Annotated in this window: 19 protein-coding genes; 11 read left to right on the top strand and 8 right to left on the bottom strand. The window is 62.5% G+C overall.

All coding sequences use genetic code 11. From position 1 onward, the window contains the following. Positions 1 to 16: 16 nt before the first annotated feature. Positions 17 to 1,588, bottom strand: a complete 1,572-nt coding sequence (locus HNQ65_RS22415) for an NAD(P)/FAD-dependent oxidoreductase (protein ID WP_184343254.1) — start codon at positions 1,586 to 1,588, stop codon at positions 17 to 19. Positions 1,589 to 1,739: 151 nt separating this feature from the next. Here HNQ65_RS22415 and HNQ65_RS22410 point away from each other — a divergent pair, with 151 nt between their 5' ends. Both HNQ65_RS22410 and HNQ65_RS22405 read left to right on the top strand, forming a co-directional pair. After that, complete coding sequence (locus HNQ65_RS22410) at positions 1,740 to 2,618, top strand: LpxL/LpxP family acyltransferase (protein ID WP_184343252.1); 879 nt, start codon at positions 1,740 to 1,742, stop codon at positions 2,616 to 2,618. Further along, a complete protein-coding gene (locus HNQ65_RS22405; RefSeq protein WP_184343250.1) occupies positions 2,615 to 3,424 on the top strand; it encodes a polysaccharide deacetylase family protein in 810 nt (269 codons plus the stop codon). Before HNQ65_RS22410 ends, HNQ65_RS22405 begins: the two co-directional genes overlap by 4 nt. 146 nt (positions 3,425 to 3,570) lie before the next feature. On the opposite strand, the gene HNQ65_RS22400 is transcribed toward HNQ65_RS22405, so the two are convergent. The 4 genes from HNQ65_RS22400 to HNQ65_RS22385 form a co-directional block, all read right to left on the bottom strand. Continuing rightward, entirely contained in the window at positions 3,571 to 3,963 is a 393-nt protein-coding gene (locus HNQ65_RS22400; protein WP_184343248.1) for a hypothetical protein, read from the bottom strand. 142 nt (positions 3,964 to 4,105) lie between these two features. Continuing rightward, positions 4,106 to 4,567 (bottom strand): hypothetical protein, encoded by a 462-nt coding sequence (locus HNQ65_RS22395; protein WP_184343246.1) that lies wholly within the window; start codon positions 4,565 to 4,567, stop codon positions 4,106 to 4,108. A gap of 198 nt (positions 4,568 to 4,765) precedes the next feature. Further along, positions 4,766 to 5,440: a class I SAM-dependent methyltransferase gene (locus tag HNQ65_RS22390; protein ID WP_184343244.1), complete on the bottom strand. Its 675-nt coding sequence runs from the start codon at positions 5,438 to 5,440 to the stop codon at positions 4,766 to 4,768. After that, on the bottom strand, positions 5,440 to 6,627 hold the full coding sequence (locus HNQ65_RS22385; protein ID WP_221306253.1) for an AMP-binding protein: 1,188 nt from the start codon (positions 6,625 to 6,627) through the stop codon (positions 5,440 to 5,442). The genes HNQ65_RS22390 and HNQ65_RS22385 overlap by 1 nt, the downstream gene beginning before the upstream one ends. 111 nt (positions 6,628 to 6,738) lie before the next feature. On the opposite strand from HNQ65_RS22385, the gene HNQ65_RS27045 reads away from it, so the two are divergent. Further along, on the top strand, positions 6,739 to 7,962 hold the full coding sequence (locus HNQ65_RS27045; protein ID WP_184343240.1) for a beta-ketoacyl synthase N-terminal-like domain-containing protein: 1,224 nt from the start codon (positions 6,739 to 6,741) through the stop codon (positions 7,960 to 7,962). Beyond that, a complete protein-coding gene (locus HNQ65_RS22375; protein WP_184343238.1) occupies positions 7,959 to 8,990 on the top strand; it encodes a beta-ketoacyl synthase N-terminal-like domain-containing protein in 1,032 nt (343 codons plus the stop codon). The genes HNQ65_RS27045 and HNQ65_RS22375 overlap by 4 nt, the downstream gene beginning before the upstream one ends. Positions 8,991 to 9,070: 80 nt before the next feature. Here the strand turns inward: HNQ65_RS22375 and HNQ65_RS22370 are convergent, their stop codons facing one another. Together HNQ65_RS22370 and HNQ65_RS22365 are read right to left on the bottom strand one after the other, a co-directional pair. Next, positions 9,071 to 10,261, bottom strand: coding sequence for a complex I subunit 1/NuoH family protein (locus HNQ65_RS22370; RefSeq protein ID WP_184343236.1), 1,191 nt, complete (start codon positions 10,259 to 10,261; stop codon positions 9,071 to 9,073). A 108-nt stretch (positions 10,262 to 10,369) separates the two neighbouring features. Next, the gene (locus HNQ65_RS22365) at positions 10,370 to 10,753 is read right to left on the bottom strand and encodes a DUF4282 domain-containing protein (RefSeq protein WP_184343234.1); all 384 of its coding nucleotides are present in this window, start codon (positions 10,751 to 10,753) and stop codon (positions 10,370 to 10,372) included. A 213-nt stretch (positions 10,754 to 10,966) separates the two neighbouring features. On the opposite strand from HNQ65_RS22365, the gene HNQ65_RS22360 reads away from it, so the two are divergent. The 7 genes from HNQ65_RS22360 to HNQ65_RS22330 all read left to right on the top strand — a co-directional run bounded on the left by HNQ65_RS22360 (position 10,967) and on the right by HNQ65_RS22330 (position 17,116). Beyond that, a complete protein-coding gene (locus tag HNQ65_RS22360; protein ID WP_184343231.1) occupies positions 10,967 to 12,040 on the top strand; it encodes a TraR/DksA family transcriptional regulator in 1,074 nt (357 codons plus the stop codon). Between the two features lie 23 nt (positions 12,041 to 12,063). Next, the gene (rpmG, locus tag HNQ65_RS22355; RefSeq protein ID WP_184343230.1) at positions 12,064 to 12,237 is read left to right on the top strand and encodes a 50S ribosomal protein L33; all 174 of its coding nucleotides are present in this window, start codon (positions 12,064 to 12,066) and stop codon (positions 12,235 to 12,237) included. A gap of 18 nt (positions 12,238 to 12,255) precedes the next feature. Then, entirely contained in the window at positions 12,256 to 12,495 is a 240-nt protein-coding gene (rpsR, locus tag HNQ65_RS22350) for a 30S ribosomal protein S18 (protein ID WP_184343228.1), read from the top strand. 89 nt (positions 12,496 to 12,584) lie between these two features. Further along, positions 12,585 to 13,379 carry a GTP cyclohydrolase FolE2 gene (folE2, locus tag HNQ65_RS22345; RefSeq protein WP_184343226.1) on the top strand — a complete coding sequence of 265 codons (795 nt, stop codon included), beginning with the start codon at positions 12,585 to 12,587 and terminating at the stop codon, positions 13,377 to 13,379. Between the two features lie 148 nt (positions 13,380 to 13,527). After that, on the top strand, positions 13,528 to 14,568 hold the full coding sequence (locus HNQ65_RS22340; RefSeq protein WP_184343224.1) for an L-threonylcarbamoyladenylate synthase: 1,041 nt from the start codon (positions 13,528 to 13,530) through the stop codon (positions 14,566 to 14,568). 271 nt (positions 14,569 to 14,839) lie between these two features. Continuing rightward, the gene (murJ, locus tag HNQ65_RS22335; RefSeq protein ID WP_184343222.1) at positions 14,840 to 16,510 is read left to right on the top strand and encodes a murein biosynthesis integral membrane protein MurJ; all 1,671 of its coding nucleotides are present in this window, start codon (positions 14,840 to 14,842) and stop codon (positions 16,508 to 16,510) included. Positions 16,511 to 16,516: 6 nt separating this feature from the next. Continuing rightward, positions 16,517 to 17,116, top strand: coding sequence for a hypothetical protein (locus HNQ65_RS22330; RefSeq protein ID WP_184343220.1), 600 nt, complete (start codon positions 16,517 to 16,519; stop codon positions 17,114 to 17,116). A gap of 117 nt (positions 17,117 to 17,233) precedes the next feature. Here the strand turns inward: HNQ65_RS22330 and HNQ65_RS22325 are convergent, their stop codons facing one another. Next, complete coding sequence (locus HNQ65_RS22325; protein ID WP_184343218.1) at positions 17,234 to 18,496, bottom strand: CehA/McbA family metallohydrolase domain-containing protein; 1,263 nt, start codon at positions 18,494 to 18,496, stop codon at positions 17,234 to 17,236. Between the last annotated feature and the right edge of the window lie 49 nt (positions 18,497 to 18,545).

The following is an 18,545-nucleotide window of genomic DNA, read 5'->3' as shown; positions in this document are numbered from 1 at the left end:
AGGCGGACCACTATGCTCACGCCTCTGCAGGCTTGGGCATGGGCGGTGTCTCCGGCATCATCTTCATCTCAGGCGCTGTGGCACGGCTGGAGGCCAGCCAGGTGGTGACTTCGGCTTTGAACCACACTTTCAGCCCCTCCCACAGCAGGCGCATGGCACTGGTGTCCGGGGAGAAGCTCTGGCGGGGCATCCAGACATGGCCGTTGTTTTTGTGGCCGTAGATGCCCTTGCGCAGGCGCTCCTGCGCCAGGTGGACAAAGCGCCGGTTGTAGAAGGCCATGAAGGCGCCAAACACGCCGCCGGCGGGGCCGTCATAGGGCATGCGCAGCCATTCGTAGTCGGGATGGGCATACACCAGACGCACGGGCCCGATGAAGTAGGTGGCCAGGTCCAGCAGGAAGGTGGCGTTCATGAGCTCGGCGTCTCCCATGTAGGCGTACTTGTCCTTGTAGAGCGCGTTGAACCACAGGCTCCAGCTGCGCGGGTAGGCCATGTTCAGGTAGTCGGTGGTCTCCTGGGTGTTTTCTCCGGCGAGGTTCCGTGCCACGAGGTCGGTGGCGGCGCAGACCATGTGCCCGCAGTAGTCCAGGCCGTGGCTGTAGAGCGGGTCCATGAACCCTGCGGCGTCTCCGATCATGACCCAGCGGTTGCCGGCGATGCGCTCGGCGCGGTAGGCCAGGTTCTTGTAGTAGAAGGTGTCGTCTTCATCTGGCACGGCCTCGTCAAACATGAGACGGCCCACCGGGTGCGTCTTCAGATGGGCCTGCAGGCGGCCTACCAGGGTGGGGGCCTGCGGCGGCTCGTAAAAGCGCCGGTCCCAGGTGACGCCCACGCTGTAGCTGCCGTCGGAGAGCGGGATGATCCAGCACCACCAGCCGCGTCCCATGAGGTGATTGGTGGCCGTGGTGCGCAGCCCGCGCATGTTTTGCATCAGCTTCGGGTGCATCTTGCGGCTCTGGTAGCTGTCCAGTCCGTTCACATTTCTGAAGCGGCACCAGATGGAGGAGGTGGGGTGCAGGCTCTCCATGGTGCGATGCACCCCGAGCTTTTTGGCCAGCACGGCGGCCTTGCCGGAGGCATCGATGAGCCAGCGCGTGGTCACCGTGCGCGGCTGCCCGCCCTGCGGGGTGATCTCCATGGTGTGCGGGGACTCGTCTTCGGAGAGGGCGATGTTCCGGAGGGTGGCCGGGCGCATGAGCTCGCATCCGGCGTCGCAGGCTTCCTGCAGCAGGTGCTCGTCCAGGATGGCGCGGTCCAGCTGGAAAGTGGGCAGGCGGGACTGATAGCGCGGGCCGATCTCGGTGAGATCATCCACGGAATCCTGTGGCGTTTTGCAGAACCACATGCGCAGGCCGTGCTTCTGGTAGTGCCGTGCGCTGAGGTGCGCACCCTGGTGCAGCACGCGGGTGAGGAAGCAGCCCGCCACCTCGGAGGTGCTCTCCCCCACCTTGCGGTCAAACTCCACCGTGCGCTCCACAATGAGGATGCGCATCTCCGGGTGCTCGCGCTTGAGCACCAGGGCTGCCGAAGCTCCTGAAAACGCCCCGCCCATGACAACCAAGTCGTAGTCCGTGCCGGGATAATTCATGAGAGCGGGGGTGAAAAAAGTCAGTTGTCGGATGCAGCGCCAGAGTCGAAACAGGACGACTCTTTCCATCCATTCATGGTACGCCTTTTAGATAATGCCATCCGCTGATTCTGCAACCCACCAGCCGTGCGAGAACGCACCGCCCCCGCGCATGGGGCTGCACGACGCGTGCTGGACGCGGGTGATCCTCTTTTTCATGAGCTGGGTGCCGGCCTGGGTCTTCATGGTGGCGCTGCACCCCATCACGCTGCTGGTTTATGTGCTGGCCGCAGGGCCGCGAGAGACGGTGCGGGCCAATCTCAGCGCGCTCATCCCGGGAAAAGGCGCCAGCTCCATGGATGTGTATCAGGTGTTTCTGCAGTTTGCGCTCACCTACCTGGACCGCCTCTGGCACATCCACTTCCGCAAGGAGATCGACTGGGAGATCATCGGCCGGGAGGACTTTGAGGAATTGCAGGAGCACAAGGGCGGCGCGCTCATTTTCACCGTGCACTCGGGGAACTACGACATCGGCGCCGGGCTCTTTGCGCGCAAATTCCGCCGCCCCATCCATACCGTGCGCATGCCGGAGGCCTCCGACTCCCTGCAAAAGCTGCGCAAGCAGGAGCTGTGCGAGGAGGAGCGCCGCGAGCCCAATCTGCACATCCACTACAATGAGCCCGGCGGCCATCTGGGCATGGAGCTCTTTCGTCTGCTCATGGCGGGTGAAGTCGTCTGTGTGCAGGGGGACCGCGTGCTGGGCGAGGTGACACCGATGCAGGTCAGCTGCGAGGGAGTGACCTTCCGCATCCCGCGCGGACCGATGGTGCTGGCGGAGGTGACCAACGTGCCCTGCTATGCCGTCTTCCTTTCCCGCCGGGGGCTGCTTTCCTACCGCATCGAGATCGGCAAGCCTTTCCATCCAGGCGGGCAGAAGGCCAAGGCCGCCGAGATCAGCGCCAAATGGGTGGCGGTGATGCACCGCTTCCTCTCCCAGCACTGGGATCAATGGTTTGTGTTTGAACCTCTTGTCTCCCGCGACGCTGCATGAATGCAGAGCTGAGAGCCCGCACTCTGCGCCATGCGTATCTGCGCCTGTCTCTCATGCTGGCTCCTGCGCTGGGAGTGCTCTGGCTGGCGCTGAATGGACACGGTGCGGCTGCGGTGCTGCTTTTCTGCACGGTGCTCACCACCATGATGATCGGCACGCTGGTTCCACGCTGTGCGCTGTTTGGCCGCATGATCAAGCGCCTGCCAGCGGAGGGAAACCTGGCGCTGCTGACCATCGACGACGGCCCGCACCCGGAGCACACACCCGCCATTCTCGACATCCTGGACCAGCATGGCATCAAGGCGCTGTTTTTTCTGGTGGGTGAGCGCGCTGCACGGCACCCGGAGCTGGTGCGCGAGATCGTGGTGCGCGGGCATGAGATCGGCAACCACACGCAGACCCACCCCGCCACCACCTTCTGGATGCTGCGCCCGGCGCGGCTGTGGCAGGAGATCGCCGGATGCCAGCAGACGCTGACCGCCCTCTGCCCCGAGCACCCGCCGCGTTTCTTCCGCCCGCCTGCCGGGCACCACAATGCCTTCACCGCCCTGACCGCCCGCGCCCTGGGCCTGCGCATGATGCTGTGGAGCGCACGCGGTTTTGACGGCGTGCTGCAGGAGGTGCCGTTCATCACCCAGCGCATCGCCAGCCGTCTTCAGCCTGGAGCCATCGTGCTCATCCACGAAGGCACCCCCGTGGCCGTGGAGGTGGCTCAGGCAGTGGCGGCGATGATGAAGGCCAGCGCCCTGAAATGCGACACCCCGCCCGCCTCACTCCCGTTCGGCCACCACCAGGTGGCGGCATAGTCACCAGCGCCCTGAGGGCGCTCATCAGAGCTGGCTCAAATTTCATGCTGTGGCGACGGCGAACGCAAGACTCCGCTCATGTGACAGACTGCTACGAGTCGCTGCCACCAGCGTTTTGTTCGCCCTTGGTTGCATTGTGGTGTCGGTCATGTGGAGGTCAGGTCGTTGTAAACAAGTCGTCCGCCACACCAATCGTCGTAGTCGAAAGTGTCTGGCGACTCAAGCAACTGCTCCGAACGTGTGCGGAATATGTGAAACCGATGCCTCGGAAATCGCTTCGTGTTCGACAGCAACTTTACAATCGTCTGCCTATCCTCTGTGCGAAACTGTGTACGGACGGCGTCCCCAACAATGAAATACAGCAAACGAAGGAAGTAATCCCACTTCGGGCAATCGTCGTCAGACGCCAGTTCAACAAAGAGATCGAAGTAAGGCAAGTGTGATAGATGCAAATCCCAATCCTGCTCAGGCTCTAAAGCATCGGCGTCGAAGGCCCACTCTCGAATTTCATCCCGCATTGGGCTGATGGCGTCTCTCATGTTGGTGAAGCTTCTGAGTTTGGCGAATGTCTAAGCTGTGGCGACGGCGAGCACAAGACGTCGTTCATGTGACAGACGGCTGCGATAAGCCGATGCTACACCAAAGCCCCTGTGGATTGAGTGCAGCGCCTTGTTCGGCCCCTTACGGCTGTGGTGTTCTTTCATCGCTACGATGTCGCGTGAGTCTGTTGAGCACTCCAAAACTAAATGTCATGAACTTGGATGCCGTCCAAAATGGCAAAATCAGGATAAGCAGACTTATCGGTAGCGCTACCATACTCAAGGAAGGCATCCGCCCGACCCACTGGACCAGGTAATCGTCAATGTGCAGATGACGAACAAGGTGGCTCGTGGTGAAGAAGACTCCCACTGCTCCAAGGCCGGCATAGAGAGACGCTAGAGCATGATAACTCTTCCGCATAAGCAGCACCGCGGTCACAAGCGGCACTCCCACCACAAAGCAGCCGAACACCGCCAGGACAACGGCCAAAAATGTAGAATCCAGCGAGCGTGGAAGTACATGGGCAAGAGACCATCCGAAATAGAGAGCTACCGACAACGAAACCGCAATCGCAATCCAGCGGATGAAATTCGATGCACTCATGGCGATGGACTATGATTTTTGGCCGAACAGTTGGATGAGGCACTGAAACGTAGTTTTTGTCCCTGTGCTGAGTGATAGTCCACATTTCATAGACGGATGTCCAGTTCAGAGCGGCGAATGTGTCACGTCACTCATGCACGCACCTGAAAGCAAGCACCGCTGCATGCTGGCAGCACATGCCGTCACTTAGCTCCCGCCTTACTCACGCTCAGCCACGACGAGGTGGTTGTTGAACGGCGTGGCGCCCCATAGGGGCAGGAGGCGTACGCGCAGTCCGGCAGCGCCGAGCACACTTTCGAAGAGTTCGCGATCTGGGTAGCATACGGGCGCGCTTTTCATCCAGAGGGTCAGCTTGGCGAGCCAGTCTCCCGCCACGGTGATGCGGAAGCGCCATGAGTCATCCTGCAATCCGGTGCGGATGATGAGCCTGCCGCCGTGCGCCACACGGGCTGCTGCGGCACGCAGCAGCGCGGCCTGCTCGTCTCGTGTGAAGAATTGCAGGATGTCCAGGATGACGACATGGCCGCTGCACTCCGGCAACCCTTGGCGTGCATCTCCGGTCATGAAGCTGAGGCCCGTGTAGTCGCTGCGCGCCACCATGCTTTGCGCGCAGGCGATCTTCTTGGCATCGTAGTCAAAGCCCGCGATGTCCGCCGTGTAGCCCGCCTCCCGCAGGTAGAAGGACAGCAGACCGATGCCGCAGCCGATGTCCAGCACGGGCAGGGCCGAGCCATCCAGCTCATGCGCCACGGCTGCATAGACGGGATCTGAGCGCAGCTTCATGCTGGCATAGCAGCGCTCCCACCGTTTGTTGCGGATGGAGCAGAGGCGCGCGATGCGGTTGAGTGACTGGGTCGAGAGCGGGACTTTCATCAGAGTTTGCCGATCCATTTGCGCGGGACTTCCCATGGCGCCAGCAGAGAGCAGGCCTTGATTTTGAATGCGGCGTCGATCTCCGCCTGCGGCAGCTCCAGCTCCGCCACGATGTCCTGGCAGCGCTCGGGGTCGCGGCTTTTCACACCGTGGATTTTCACCTGCGGCAGCCCGGAAGCGCGCATGATTTTCTCTGCGATTTCGGCGGGGCTGAGCTTGCGGCCTGCCACATTGATCCCCGCGCCGGTGCTCTGTCGGAAACGCAGATGCCCTTCTTGGACTTCGATCTGATCACAGGTGGTGAATGCGCCTGTGCCATACTGCTCCTGCGGCTGGGGCTCGTCATAGCCCAGGCCCACCGAGCTGCTGTGCACCACGAGGCATCCGTTGGCATCTGGCTGCGCCTCCACACCGGGCAGCAGGCGACCCAGATCGCTGGCGTCTTCACGCAGGCCCGGGGTGTCATCCCAGGAGACCGCGCCGCACTCGCTGGCCCCGTAGAGGTTGTGAATCTTGAGCCCGTGTTTTTCCAGCGCCAGGCGCTCCAGATCCAGTGTCAGCGGGGCTCCGGCAGAGAGGGCCAGGCTCACATTGGCAAAGCCCACATTGCCCGTCAGCCAGGCCTTCCACAGCGCAGGCACGCCGGGCAGGAAGACGCGTGCATGGGGCCGCATGGCGTCCATCAGCGGCTGGGCAAAGGGCTGCGGTGCATGGCAGGTGGGCACGCCGTGCAGCAGCGTCTGCAGCACGGTCATGGTCAGGCCAAAGGAGTGCGCGCAGGAGATGGCGGCCACGCCCACGCCGCGCGCGCCCAGGTCCAGGGCCGCATGCAGGCGGTCCACATCGGCGGCGATCTGCTCAAAGGTGAAGAACTGGCACCTGCGCATGCCGGAGCCGCCCACGGCCTGCTTGATCAGCGCCGTGCCTGCGGGCGGCGGGCAGGCGGGCACGCGGCGGGCGCGGTCTTTTTCCACCAGCTGCACCGGAATGCCATGCAGAAAACCCGCCAGCAGCTGGCGCAGGATCTGGGGCACATCCCCCTGGGCCAGCACATAGTCCCCCTCCAGTCGCAGGGCACGCGCCTCCTCATCCAGCTCGCAGAACGTGATGGCACGCCCGTCAGCCAGATACAGGGCGGCCTGCGCGCCGCGCTCTTTCACAATACGTTCCCAGCGTTCACCAAACATTTGCAGTCCTTGCGCCGAAGCGTAAACCATGTGCCGCGCCGCGTCGTAGAATGAACACTAGCGCAGGCAGATCAACCTAACACACCACGAATCTCACCCAGCCCCCACCGCGTGCCTTCCCCCACCAGCCAGTGCATAGCCATCACAGGAGCGGGGATCGTTTCGCCCCTGGGACTTGGGTGGCAGGAAAACGAGCAGTCCCTGGCGGCGGACCGCATCGCCTTCCGGCCGGTGGACCTCTTTGACACGGCGGGCTTCATCGCCAAGACCGCAGGCCTCGTCGATCTGCCGCAGGAAAATCTCTTCCGCCGCATGCCGGCGCACAAGCTGCCCTTCATCGATCGCGGCACGCGCATGATGCTCATGGCCATCCGCGAGGCGCTGCGGCAGGCCGGGCGGGAGACGCTGGAAGGCATCGACGCCATGGTCATCGGCACCTCCGCAGGCGCCATGCCGCTGGGAGAGGCCTACTTTGAAAATGCGCGGATGGACAACGGCCGCGTGCCCTCGCAGCTCTCCCGCGTGGAGCACTACCAGCCGCAGCGGCAGATGAGCAGCATTGCCGCCGAGTATGACTGGCGCGGCCCCGTCATCATCGTCTCCAATGCCTGCGCCTCCGGGGCCAATGCCATCGGCTGGGCGGCGGACATGATTCGCAGCGGCCGTGCCAAGCGCGTGCTGGCAGGCGGCTACGATGCGCTGGCCCGGCTGGTCTTTGCGGGCTTTGACAGCCTGCATGCCCTGGCACCCAGCGGCATCCCGCGCCCCTTTGATGCCCAGCGCGACGGCCTGGCCCTCGGTGAAGGAGCTGCCGTCATGCTGCTGGAGGCCGAGGAGGTGCGGCAGAGCCCCGCTTTGGGAAATGTCTCCGGCTACGCCACCGCCACGGACCTGCACCATCTCACGCAGCCAGACCCCGAAGGGAAGGCCGCCATCCGCACCATGACCGCCGCCTGCGCGCAGGCCGGAGTCTCGCCCGCGCAGATCGGCTACATCAATTCCCACGGCACCGGCACACCCTTTAATGACGTGGCCGAGTCCTCCGCCATCGCCGCCTGGGCGGGCGATGCCGTGGCAGGCATTCCTGTCAGCTCCACCAAGTCCGCTATGGGCCACCTGCTGGGCGGTGCGGGTGCAGTGGAGGCGGTGATCTGCCTCATGGCCCTGCAGGGGCAGTGGCTGCCCGGCAGCCTCAATGTGCGCGAGGTGGACCCCGCCGTGCGCTTTGATCTCGTGCGTCAGTTCCGCCGCTCCGCGCTGGACTATGCGCTGACAAATTCCTTCGGCTTTGGCGGTACCAATGCCACCCTCGTCTTGCAAAGGAGGTCCGCATGAACTCCCCGCGCCTCTACATCCGTGGCGTGGGTGCCGTGAGCCCCGCTGGCTGGAGCGCTCCCGCCATGCTGGAAGCCGTGGTGGCAGGGGTGCCGCTGCCCGCCGTGCCTTGCGCGCGCCCCGGAGACCGCACTTGGCCGTGCCAGACACGCCTCGTGCCGCCAGCGCCGCCGGAGAAAGTCACGCGCCACCCGCGCCTGCGTCGTGCCAGCGCCATCACGCGCTACTCCGTGGCTGCTGCACGGGAGGCCCTCGCAGACGCCGGGTATGACCCCGCCGCGCCGCCGCCGGGCCTGGGCATGATCTTTGTCATGATGAACGGCTGTGTGAACTACACCGGCCGCTTTTACAACGAGGTGCTGGAAAATCCCGCGCAGGCCAGCCCGCTCATTTTCCCCGAGACGGTCTTCAATGCACCGGCCTCCCACATCGCCTCCTTTCTCGGCATCGACGGCGCGGTGAGCACGCTGGTGGGCAGCTCCAACGCCATCATGGAGGCGCTGGATGCCGCGTCCTTCTGGATCAGCAGCGGCATTGTCAAAGAATGCCTCATCCTCGCAGCGGAGGAGTGCGACTGGCTCAGCGCCGAGGCGCTCACCTACTATCACCCGCGCCTCATCGCGTCTGAGGGCGCCGGAGCCATCCTCGTCTCTGCTGAAGGCGCAGGCCCGCAGATCAGTGCCATGATCGGCCCGCTGGGCTATCTCTCCTGGCAGGAGCGCACGAAGGTGCTGCCGCAGCTCGTGACGCAGTCCTGCGAGTCGCTGGCAGGGCGGCAGGCCACGCTCTTCACCGATTTGATCGGTATCTCACGCCTGGACCACGCCGAGGACGCCGCATGGTCCTGCGGCCCATGGAGTGCGGTGCACAACCCCAAGAAGATCCTGGGAGAAAGCATGGGCGCCAGCAGCGCGCTGCATCTGGTGCTTGGCGCACTCTCTGCGAGGTGCACCCGGCAACCCGCCATCGTCTCCATGCCCGGCACCAACACTGCCGCCTACGCGTGCGTGGTGGAGCCGCAGGTCTGATTGGCCTGCGCTGTCAGGTTCGCCTGATCAGAGCAGATCATCTGCATGGTTCTGCTGCCAAAAGGCTTGGGGGCGCGAAATTACTTCAGCGGAAACCACCACATGAGCACGGCGGTGAGGAAGACATTCGCCAGCGCCAGCTCAAAGAAGACCTTCCAGCCCAGGGCCATGAGCTGGTCAAAGCGGAAGCGGGGCAGCGTCCAGCGGATGACGATGAAGAAGACGATGAAAAGGAACACCTTGGCAAAGAACGTGCCCATGTGCAGCAGGCCGGTGTAGAAGGGCGTGGTGCCGGGGGTGTAGTGCAGCTGCAGCGGGATGACCTTTTCCAGATAAGGCCAGAAGGGGATGCTCCAGCCGCCGAGGAAGAGCGTGACCGCCATGCCGGAGCCGATGATCATCGCGGCATATTCGCCCATGAAGAAGAGGGCGAACTTCATGGAGCTGTACTCGGTGTGGTAGCCGGCCACGAGTTCCGTTTCGCACTCCGCCAGGTCAAAGGGCAGGCGGTTCGTCTCGGCAAACATGGAGACGGTGAAGATTACGAAGGAGATGACGATGGGGATGAGCAGCACCCAGCGGGAGAGCGTGAGGCCCTCGCCCCAGAAGGGCAGCAGCAGCCAGCCATTGGCATCCTGGAAGGCGGACATCTTGGTCAGGTTCAGCTCGCCGAAGATCATCAGCACCGGGATGATGGAAAGGCCGAGGGACATCTCATACGAGATCATCTGCGCGCTGGCGCGCACACCGCCGAGGAAGGGATATTTGGAGTTGGAAGACCAGCCTGCCAGCACGATGCCGTACACGCCGATGGAGGCGATGGCAAAAGTGAAAAGCGGACCCACGCTGAGGTCGGCGATCACCAGCTTGATCGGCTCGGCCAGACCAAGGAAGGAGAGATTCAGCTCGCTGCCAAAGGGCAGTACCACACAGGTGAGCAGCGCGGGCACCACGGTGAGGCAGGGGGCCAGCCAGTAGTAAAAAGTGCGCACGTTTTTCGGCACAAAGTCCTCTTTCAGGATGAACTTGAGGCCGTCTGCCGCGGCCTGGGCCAGACCACCGATGCCGAAGGGCTGCCAGTCTTTCTTGAAGCCAAACAGCGTCAGCGGCACGCCCACGCGGTTCGGGCCCACGCGGTCCTGGATCACGGCGGAGATGCGTCGCTCAAAGTAAACGGCGATGGACACCAGCGGCAGGATGACCAGGAAAGTCAGAAAAACGATCTTCCCCACCGAGGCGGCGAGCGCAATGAGATCAAAAGTAGCGAGCATGGGAGTGTACATCGGCAGGTCGATTATCAGGGTGCAGCCGGGGGCGGCAACCGCAATTTGTGAAAAATTTCACAAAGTCGCGCATCAGAGGCAACCACCCTCAAGATCCTACCTCACCGGGTCGGTGAAATTCCCCGGCTTCACCGGCGGCCTGGCCCCGGGCTCATCCGGCCTGGGCGCCAGGTGGTCGGCGATGCGGAAGATGGCCAGGATCAGCTCCACGGTGACGCGGGCCACAATGAGGTAGAGCAGAAAGGCCAGCGGGGCTGTGGCCATCTGGAAAAGACCGGTGAAGGTGCCGTTTTTAAACCCGCTGAACATGTAGCTGAAGGCGTAGAAGGCCGCCGCCAGCAGGCTCAGCACGTAGAGCATGCGCACCAGGCGCGGGGTCACAAAGCGCTGGAAGGAGAGATCCAGCACCAGATCGAGAACGGCGCGGATCTGCAGCCAGAGGCTGGAAAGCACGGAACTGGGGGGAGGCTCGGCATTCATGCGCCCAGAGTAAGCCCTGTCTCCCCGGTGGCGCAACCGGCCACATGCCACAAGATGCCCATCCTGCCTGAAACGTGAACCTTGGGGCGGCGTTGGAATACTGGTTGCGTGAAATGGCAACCGCAGCCAGAATCCGCGCCTCTTTTTCCACCCCTTGCGCAACGGGGGCTGTGACAGGAGATGTTCATCGACTAACCCAACACCGTCAAAGTCATGCCTGCGAAATCCAAGAAACCCGCAGTTAAAAAGCCCGCCGCCAAGCCCGCGAAAAAAGCTCCAGCCACGGTGGTGAAGTCGAAGAGCAAACCAGCCCCCGCCAAGCCGGCGGTGAAGGCCAAAAGCAAACCCCTTTCTCAAAAAGCGGCGCCGAAAAAGCCCGCCCCCAAGAAACCCGATCCCAAGCCTGTGAAGAAACCCGCCGCCAAAAAAGCTCCCGCCAAGAAAGCCGCCGCCCCTGCAAAGAAGGCGGCACCTGCCAAGAAAGCCGCACCCGCCAAGGCTGCAGCCCCGGCCAAGAAGGCCGCTCCTGCCAAAGCCGCCGCTCCTGTGAAGCCCGCACCGGCCAAGGCCGAGAAGCCTGTCGCCAAGGCAGCCCCGGCCCCGGCTCCTGCGCCCGCCCCCGCTCCTGCCAAGAAGGCTCCTGCCAAGGCTGAAAAGCCCGCCACCAAAACTCCCCAGGTCTCCATGCCCCGTGGCGCCACCGGCGGCACCCCGCGCTCCCGCGTGAACCGCGGTGAGGACGAAGGCATCACTATCGAGATCGCCAAGGGCCCGGTGAAGATGACCCCCTTCCTCAAGAAGCAGAAGCAGCGCCTCGTGGAGCTGCGCGACGCCTACCTCAACTCCATTGAAGGCGTGGCCAGCGAAACCATCCGCAATGAAAACGGCGACGCCTCCGCCTTCGGCATGCATCAGGCAGATGCCGGCAGCGATGCCTATGACCGCGACTTCGCCCTCAGCCTCCTCGGCAAGGAACAGGACGCCCTCTATGAGATCAACGAAGCCCTCAAGCGCATCGAAACCGGCACCTACGGCGTGTGCGAAGGAACTGGCGTCAAGATCCCGGAAGAGCGCCTGGAGGCCATGCCCTTCGCCCGCTTCTCCGTCGCCTACCAGGAAAAGCTGGAGCGCAACCAGATGAGCGGCCGCTGGAGCCGCCCGGTGCACTCCCTCTTCGGACTGGACAGCGCGGACGACGCCTCCGACGACGAAAAGGACGAGGACGACACGATTCCGAGCTCCAATAACAACAACTCAGGCGAATCGCTTGACTTCTCCAAGGAGTGACCTAATCTCCGCGCCCCAAATTTATGCCGCGAGAAATCATCACACTGGAATGCACGGAAGCCAAGGCCGCAGGAATGCCGCCCTCCCGCTACGTGACCACGCGCAACAAAAAGAGCGTCCGCACCCCCGGCCGTCTTGAGAAGGTGAAGTTCAATCACTTCATGAAGAAGCGCACCCTTCACCGCGAAATTCGCTAATTTTTACCCAAGACTGCCATGCAACCGAAGACCAAAGAACGCATGTCCAACTTCCGCCGCGCCAATCGCAAGATGCCGCGCCGCCGTGTGGACATCCCGGTGGAAAAGATCGTTTACACCAATCCTGAGATCCTTGCCCGTTTCACCACCGAATCCGGCAAGCTCATCCCCCGCCGCATCACCGGTCTTCCTGCCTGGCTGCACCGCAAGGTCGTGCGTGAGGTCAAGCGCTCCCGCGCCGTCAACCTCCTGCCCTGATCTGCCGGACGTCACACCCGTGAAGGGTTTCTCCTGATCTGCTTCCCACTGTTGCACACCGCGGCAGTGGGAAGTTCTATTTCCAGCCCATGCCCGCACTTTCCGACACGCAAAACGAACGTGATGACCGCCAACTGCCCATCGACCGCGTCGGTGTGCGCAGTCTGCGCTTCCCTTTGAGCATTCGCGACCGAGATGCCGCTGTGCAGCACACTGTCGCCACCGTCTCCCTCGCCGTCGATCTCCCGCATCATTTCAAAGGCACCCACATGAGCCGTTTTGTGGAGGTGCTGCATGCCCATGGCAAGGAGCTCACTGTCTCCAACATCGTGGCCATGCCAAAGGAGCTGATGAAAAAGCTCCATGCCGACAAGGCGCATGTGGAGATGAAGTTCCCCTACTTCCGCTCCAAGAAGGCACCCGTCTCCGGTGCCGAAGGCCTGCTGGATTACGGCGTCATCTTTGAAGTGAACGCCGACAAGGAGAAGACCGACTTTGTCCTGACCGTGGAGGTGCCTGTGACCACGCTCTGCCCCTGCTCCAAGGCCATCAGCGCCCGTGGCGCGCACAATCAGCGCGGCACCGTGACTCTGGCCGTGCGCTTCAGTGATCCCATCTGGATCGAGGACCTGCTGGAGCTCGTGGAGTCCAGCGCCAGCAGCGAATTGTACAGCATCCTGAAACGCCCGGATGAAAAGCACGTGACTGAAGCCGCCTACGACAACCCAGTGTTCGTTGAGGACCTCGTGCGCAATGTGGCCGTGAAGGCCAAGGCGCATCCACGCATCACCTGGTTCCGTGTGGAGGCTGAAAACTACGAATCCATCCACAATCACAACGCGTGGGCGATGATTGAAGGAGGCGCTGCGCCTTCGGCGAAGTGAGGGTGGCATGCTTTGCCGTCATGGGAGTCTTCACGCGTTCGGAAAACTAAAAGATAAAAGCTGAAATCTAAGCATCGTTCTGCCTCGATCACCCGCTCTCGAACCCTTTTAGTTTTTATCTTTCAGTCTTCATCTTTCACTTCCTCTCATGTCCTCCTACGTCACAGCCGTCCTCCCCACTGACCAGCCTCCGCTCATGCACCAGGCGGTGGATGAAGCCGTGCGCCTGCTGCGGGAGGGCGAAGTCGTGGCGCTGCCCACGGAGACGGTGTATGGCCTCGCGGCCAATGCGCTGGATGCCGCCGCTGTGGCCAAGATTTTTGAGGCCAAGGAGCGCCCCAGTTTTGATCCGCTCATCGTGCATCTGGCCAGCAAGGACCAGCTCGACCTCGTGGCCGATGTGCCGCCGGAGATCTCCGCGACGCTGAAAAAGATGGTCGAGCGCTTCTGGCCCGGCCCGCTGACCATCCTGCTGCCGAAGAAGCCCATCGTGCCGGATCTCGTGACCGCCGGTCTGCCCACCGTGGCCGTGCGCGTCAGCTCCAATCCCATCTTCCGCCGCGTCATCACCGCTTTGGGCAAACCTCTCGCTGCGCCCAGCGCCAACCGCTTCGGCTCCATCAGCCCCACCTCCGCCAGCGCTGTGCAGGCAGAGCTGGATGGGCGCATCCACCTCATCGTGGATGCAGGAGCGTGCATGTTTGGCCTGGAGTCCACCATCATCAAGATCGAGCCCGGCAGCCCCAAGATGTTCATCGACATCGTGCGCCCCGGTCCCATCACCCCGGAAGATCTGAAAGCCTACGGCAAAGTGCGACAGGCCACGCGCACGGTGGTGGATGAAGCCACCGCTGCTCCCGGCCAGCTGGCCTCCCATTACGCTCCCAAGACGCCGTTGCGCCTGCTGGAGAGCCCGGATGATTTCATTCCTGAAGAGGGCAAGCGCTACGCCCTCATGAGCTATCGTGGCGAAGAAAAGGACGGCTACCTCAATCTCTGCGACTGGGAGGAAGTCATGATGCTCAGCCCCGGCAACGGCAAGCTCCCGGAGGCAGCCGTGCGCTTTTTCTATGTGTTGCGCGCGCTGGACAAGCTGGGCGTGGACGAAATCATTGCAGAACCGTTGCATGAACATGGCATGGGAATCGCCATGATGGACAAGCTGCGCCGCGCCAGCCGCCGGGTGTAGTGCCGCCGTCCTCCCTTCCACATCTTCGATGACCTCACGAACTTCGTTCCAATCGCAGCGCAAGTGGCGGCAGCCCTTTGGAGTGCGGTCGCGAAGCGAGGGACGAGCGCAGCCACCGCTTTCCGCAGGCCGGACGGCATGCGCATTCCCCAGACCCCGCGCCACCACGAGACGCTCGAAAGCGGCAGCTTCGTTCGTTCCTCACTGCGCAGCCGCACTCCAAATCCGCGCTTGGTCCATACGCCCAGTTTGAATCACGCATCACACTCACATGAATGACGCATCTCCATCAGAGCCGATGAAAGAAGGCAAACCGGAGGCCAGCCCAGCGGCCGCCAAGCCGGAGACCGGTGCCACGGCCCGCTCCACCGGCGTGGTCTCCATTGCCATCCTGTGCAGCCGCGTGCTCGGGTTGGTGCGTGACCAGATGCTGAATGGCTTCTTCGGCTCCGCCTACACCGGCATCTTCACCGCCGCCTTCCGCACGCCGAACATGCTGCGAGATCTCTTTGCCGAAGGCGCTCTCTCCACGGCCTTTGTCACCACCTTCTCCAAGAAGATGAAGACTGAGGGCGACGAGGCCGCGTGGGTGCTCGGGCGCAAGATGATCTCCCTCTCCATGTGGTTCATGACGCTCGTGGCCATTGCGGGTGTGGCGCTGGCACCCATCCTTTTCCGCATCCTGACGCCGGGTCTGAGCGAGGAGGCCAAGGTGCTCGGCACCTGGCTGGCGCAGATCATGTACCCCTTCATCGCGCTGGTGTCCGTCACGGCGCTGGTCATGGGCATGCTGAATTCGAAGAAGGTCTTTTTCATCCCTGCCGTGGCCTCGGCATTTTTTAATCTCGGCTGCATTGTTGGCGGCGTGGTGCTGGCGTGGATCATTGATCCCGGGTTCCGCCATGGCCACGTCACCGACAAGGGCCTCACCGGCTTCGCCATCGGCACGCTGATCGGCGGTGTGATGCAGCTCGGCATTCAGCTTCCTTCGCTGCGTCGTGTGGGCTTCCGCTTCCGTTTCGACTTCGGCTGCAAAGACCCGGCTGTGAAGGAGGTGCTGCACCTCATGTGGCCCTCCATGCTGGCCGCCAGCGGCACGCAGGTGGCGGTGCTGCTCAACTCCATCTTCGCCTCCTATACCGACGGGCATGAAAAATCTCTCGCCTGGCTGGCCAATGCGCAGCGTCTGCAGCAGCTGCCGCTGGGCCTGTTTGGCGTGGCCGTGGCCACCGTCACGCTGCCCATGCTGTCGCGCCTGGCCACCGATGGAATTACCCCCGCCTTCCGTGGCGCGCTGGCCAAGGGGCTGCGTCTGGTGCTCTTCCTAACACTGCCCTGCGCCGTGGGCCTTACGCTGCTTTCAGAGGAAATCATCTCCGTGATTTTCGAGCATGGGAAATTCAACGCCTCGGACGTGCGCAACACCGCGGCACCGCTGCAGGCCTACGCCTTTGGTCTCATCTTCTACGCTGCCATCAAGGTGCTGCAGCCTGCGTTTTACACCATCAACCGCCGCTTCATTCCCATGGTGGTCAGCATCGGCGTCATCGTCTTCACCGCCACGGTGAACTCCATCACCGTCTTTGTTTTCCACTGGGACCACACCGCGCTGGCCTGGGCCACGGCGGTGGGGCTCTCGCTCAATTTCCTCACGCTCTACCTCTGCATGCGCAAATTTGCCTCCGGTCTCGAAACGGGTCCGCTCATGCAATCGCTCGGCAGGCTGCTGGTGGGCATCGCGGCCATGTCTGCCATCTGCATCGCCGCCAAGAGCAGCATCATGTCCGACTGGGCGCATCTCCAGTTTGTGCTGCGCTGCGCCACGCTGGGCATCAGCATTGCCGCCTCTGCCGCAGCGTATTTTGCTGTCACCAAAATCCTCAAGGTGGAGGAAGCCGGGGAATTTCTCTCGTTGCTAGGCCGCCGCTTTGGCAAAAAGTAGCGGATCATGCCGCTCCAACGCTTCTGGCTCCAGATCGCCGCTTTTCTCGTCCTCGTGTGGGCCGGAGTGGGCGTGGTCATGTGGGTCACGGAGGACTCGGTCTTTTCACCGGAAAAGACTCTGGCGCTGATGGCCGAGGCCCCGTGGCTGGAGGATGAAAACCTCTCGGAGTCGAAGCGGAAAGCCTATCTCGACAAGGTCATCGCCTCCGTGCTCAAGCTCGACTTCAGCCAGCGCAACCAGATGCGCGAGGACGGCCTGGAAACCATGGAGCGCTTTACCAAATCCCTGACCGATGAAGAAAAGGGCGAATACGTGGGCCGCACCGTGGAAGAGAACTTCAAGGCGGTGATGAAGGGCCTAGAGAAGCTCCCTGCGGAGGACCGCCGCCGCATCATCGGCGGCATCCAGCGCGAGATGAAAAAGAAGGCCGCGAAGAATCCTGAAATGCAGATGCTGCTGGATCAGGACCCCGCCAGCTTTGAAAAGAACTTCACCAAGGACATGGGCCTCTTCTTCAAGGAGGCCCCGCTTTCTATGAAGCTGGAGATGGCTCCGATGCTGGAAGGCATGCAGGGGCGGATGCAGGGGATGCGGATCAGGTAGAGTTTCCCGATGGTGCATGGCTAAGTAGCACGGGCAATCCTGCCCCGTGGTGAACGCGCTCTTTGCGGGCAGGATTGCCCGCACTACTTCGGGCTGCCGAACGTCACAACATCACCCCTACTTCTTCCACCCTATCGGCTGCGTCCAGGCCATCTCCTTCTGGCCTTCGAAAGAGGGATTCGCGTATGGCTTTGATGAGGTGATCACCGCGCGGAAGTAGAGCTCCTTCCCGCTCGGCTTCCACACGACTTCCGTGCCTTCGATGGTGGCCAGTGTCTTGCCGATGTCGTCAGAGTAAAGCAGGCGCGGCGGATGGAGGTCATCGGCCACGGGCGGGGCCGGGCGTGTGGTGGCATCGTAGCCGGGCAGCGTGCCGCGAATCTGTGTGCTGTAGGTGACACCGGGCTCTGCGTGGATGCGGATGCGCAGCTCGCCGTCCTTGAAGCTCACATCGTCCAGCGTCACGCCGGAGGAGGCGTAGAAGTCGCCAGCCTTCATCGCCTTCACGATCTCGGCGGGATCCAGGCTGGCGGCTCGCACCATGACCCAGCCGCGGCCAGGGCCGTTTTCCTCGCCGTGGTAGCGGTGGGAGTCGTCCGTGCCCACGCCGTAGAGCGGCGGGGCTTTGAATTCGGAGATGCGCAGCGTGTTGGCCACATCCCAGATCTTTTCATGACCCATGCGCGAGGCATCGCCGGGGTAGTTGATGGTGGGGTGTCCGTTGTAGATCTCCCAAAAGTTTTCTTCCAGGACCGCTGCCAGATCTTCGGCGGAGAGCGCCCACCTGAAGTTCGGGTGATTGATATGGGAGAGCATGGGAATGCCCAGGCGCTGCGACTGCTCGTTCACCATTTTCAGATTCGCGCGCATCACTTCCTGGATGCTGCTCAGATCCTTCACCGGCTTGATCTCCTCACGCAGGTTCACCCCATTGAGGTGGATGGGGATCTTGCCAAAGCCTGCCGTGATTTCCTCCGCCTGGATGATGAGGAACTTGCCCGGCTCTTCAAACTTGGGGCGGTACTCTTCCAGCTTCTTAAGCCGCACCTCGGTCACGCCGTCTTTGACGCGTGTGGTCACCCATTCATCACCGAAACGGGCGCGGTACTTTTCCATGGTCGTCTTGCCGAGGATGCGGCGGCGCTTCTCGATGGCGGGCTCGCTCATCCACACCTCTTTCGCCTGGAGCACGTTGTGGTCAGAGATGGCCAGGAAGTCATAGCCGTGCTGCTTGTACCAGTCCGTGATCATCTCCGGAAAATCATTGCCGTCGCTCCAGAGGGAATGCGTGTGCGTGTTCCCTTTGTACCAGCGCGGCTCTGCGGCGGAGGCGGTAGAGAGCAGGCCGAGGAGAAGAAGGCTGAAAATGGCTGGGCGCATCTTTTCCGAACGCGCGCAGACGTCCATATCTCACCAGGAATTTGGTGAC

Origin of the sequence: Prosthecobacter vanneervenii, assembly GCF_014203095.1 — a bacterium.
In the GTDB taxonomy this organism is placed as follows: domain Bacteria; phylum Verrucomicrobiota; class Verrucomicrobiia; order Verrucomicrobiales; family Verrucomicrobiaceae; genus Prosthecobacter; species Prosthecobacter vanneervenii.
Note: the sequence above shows the minus strand (reverse complement) of the source record. Positions and strands in the feature narration are given on the sequence as shown.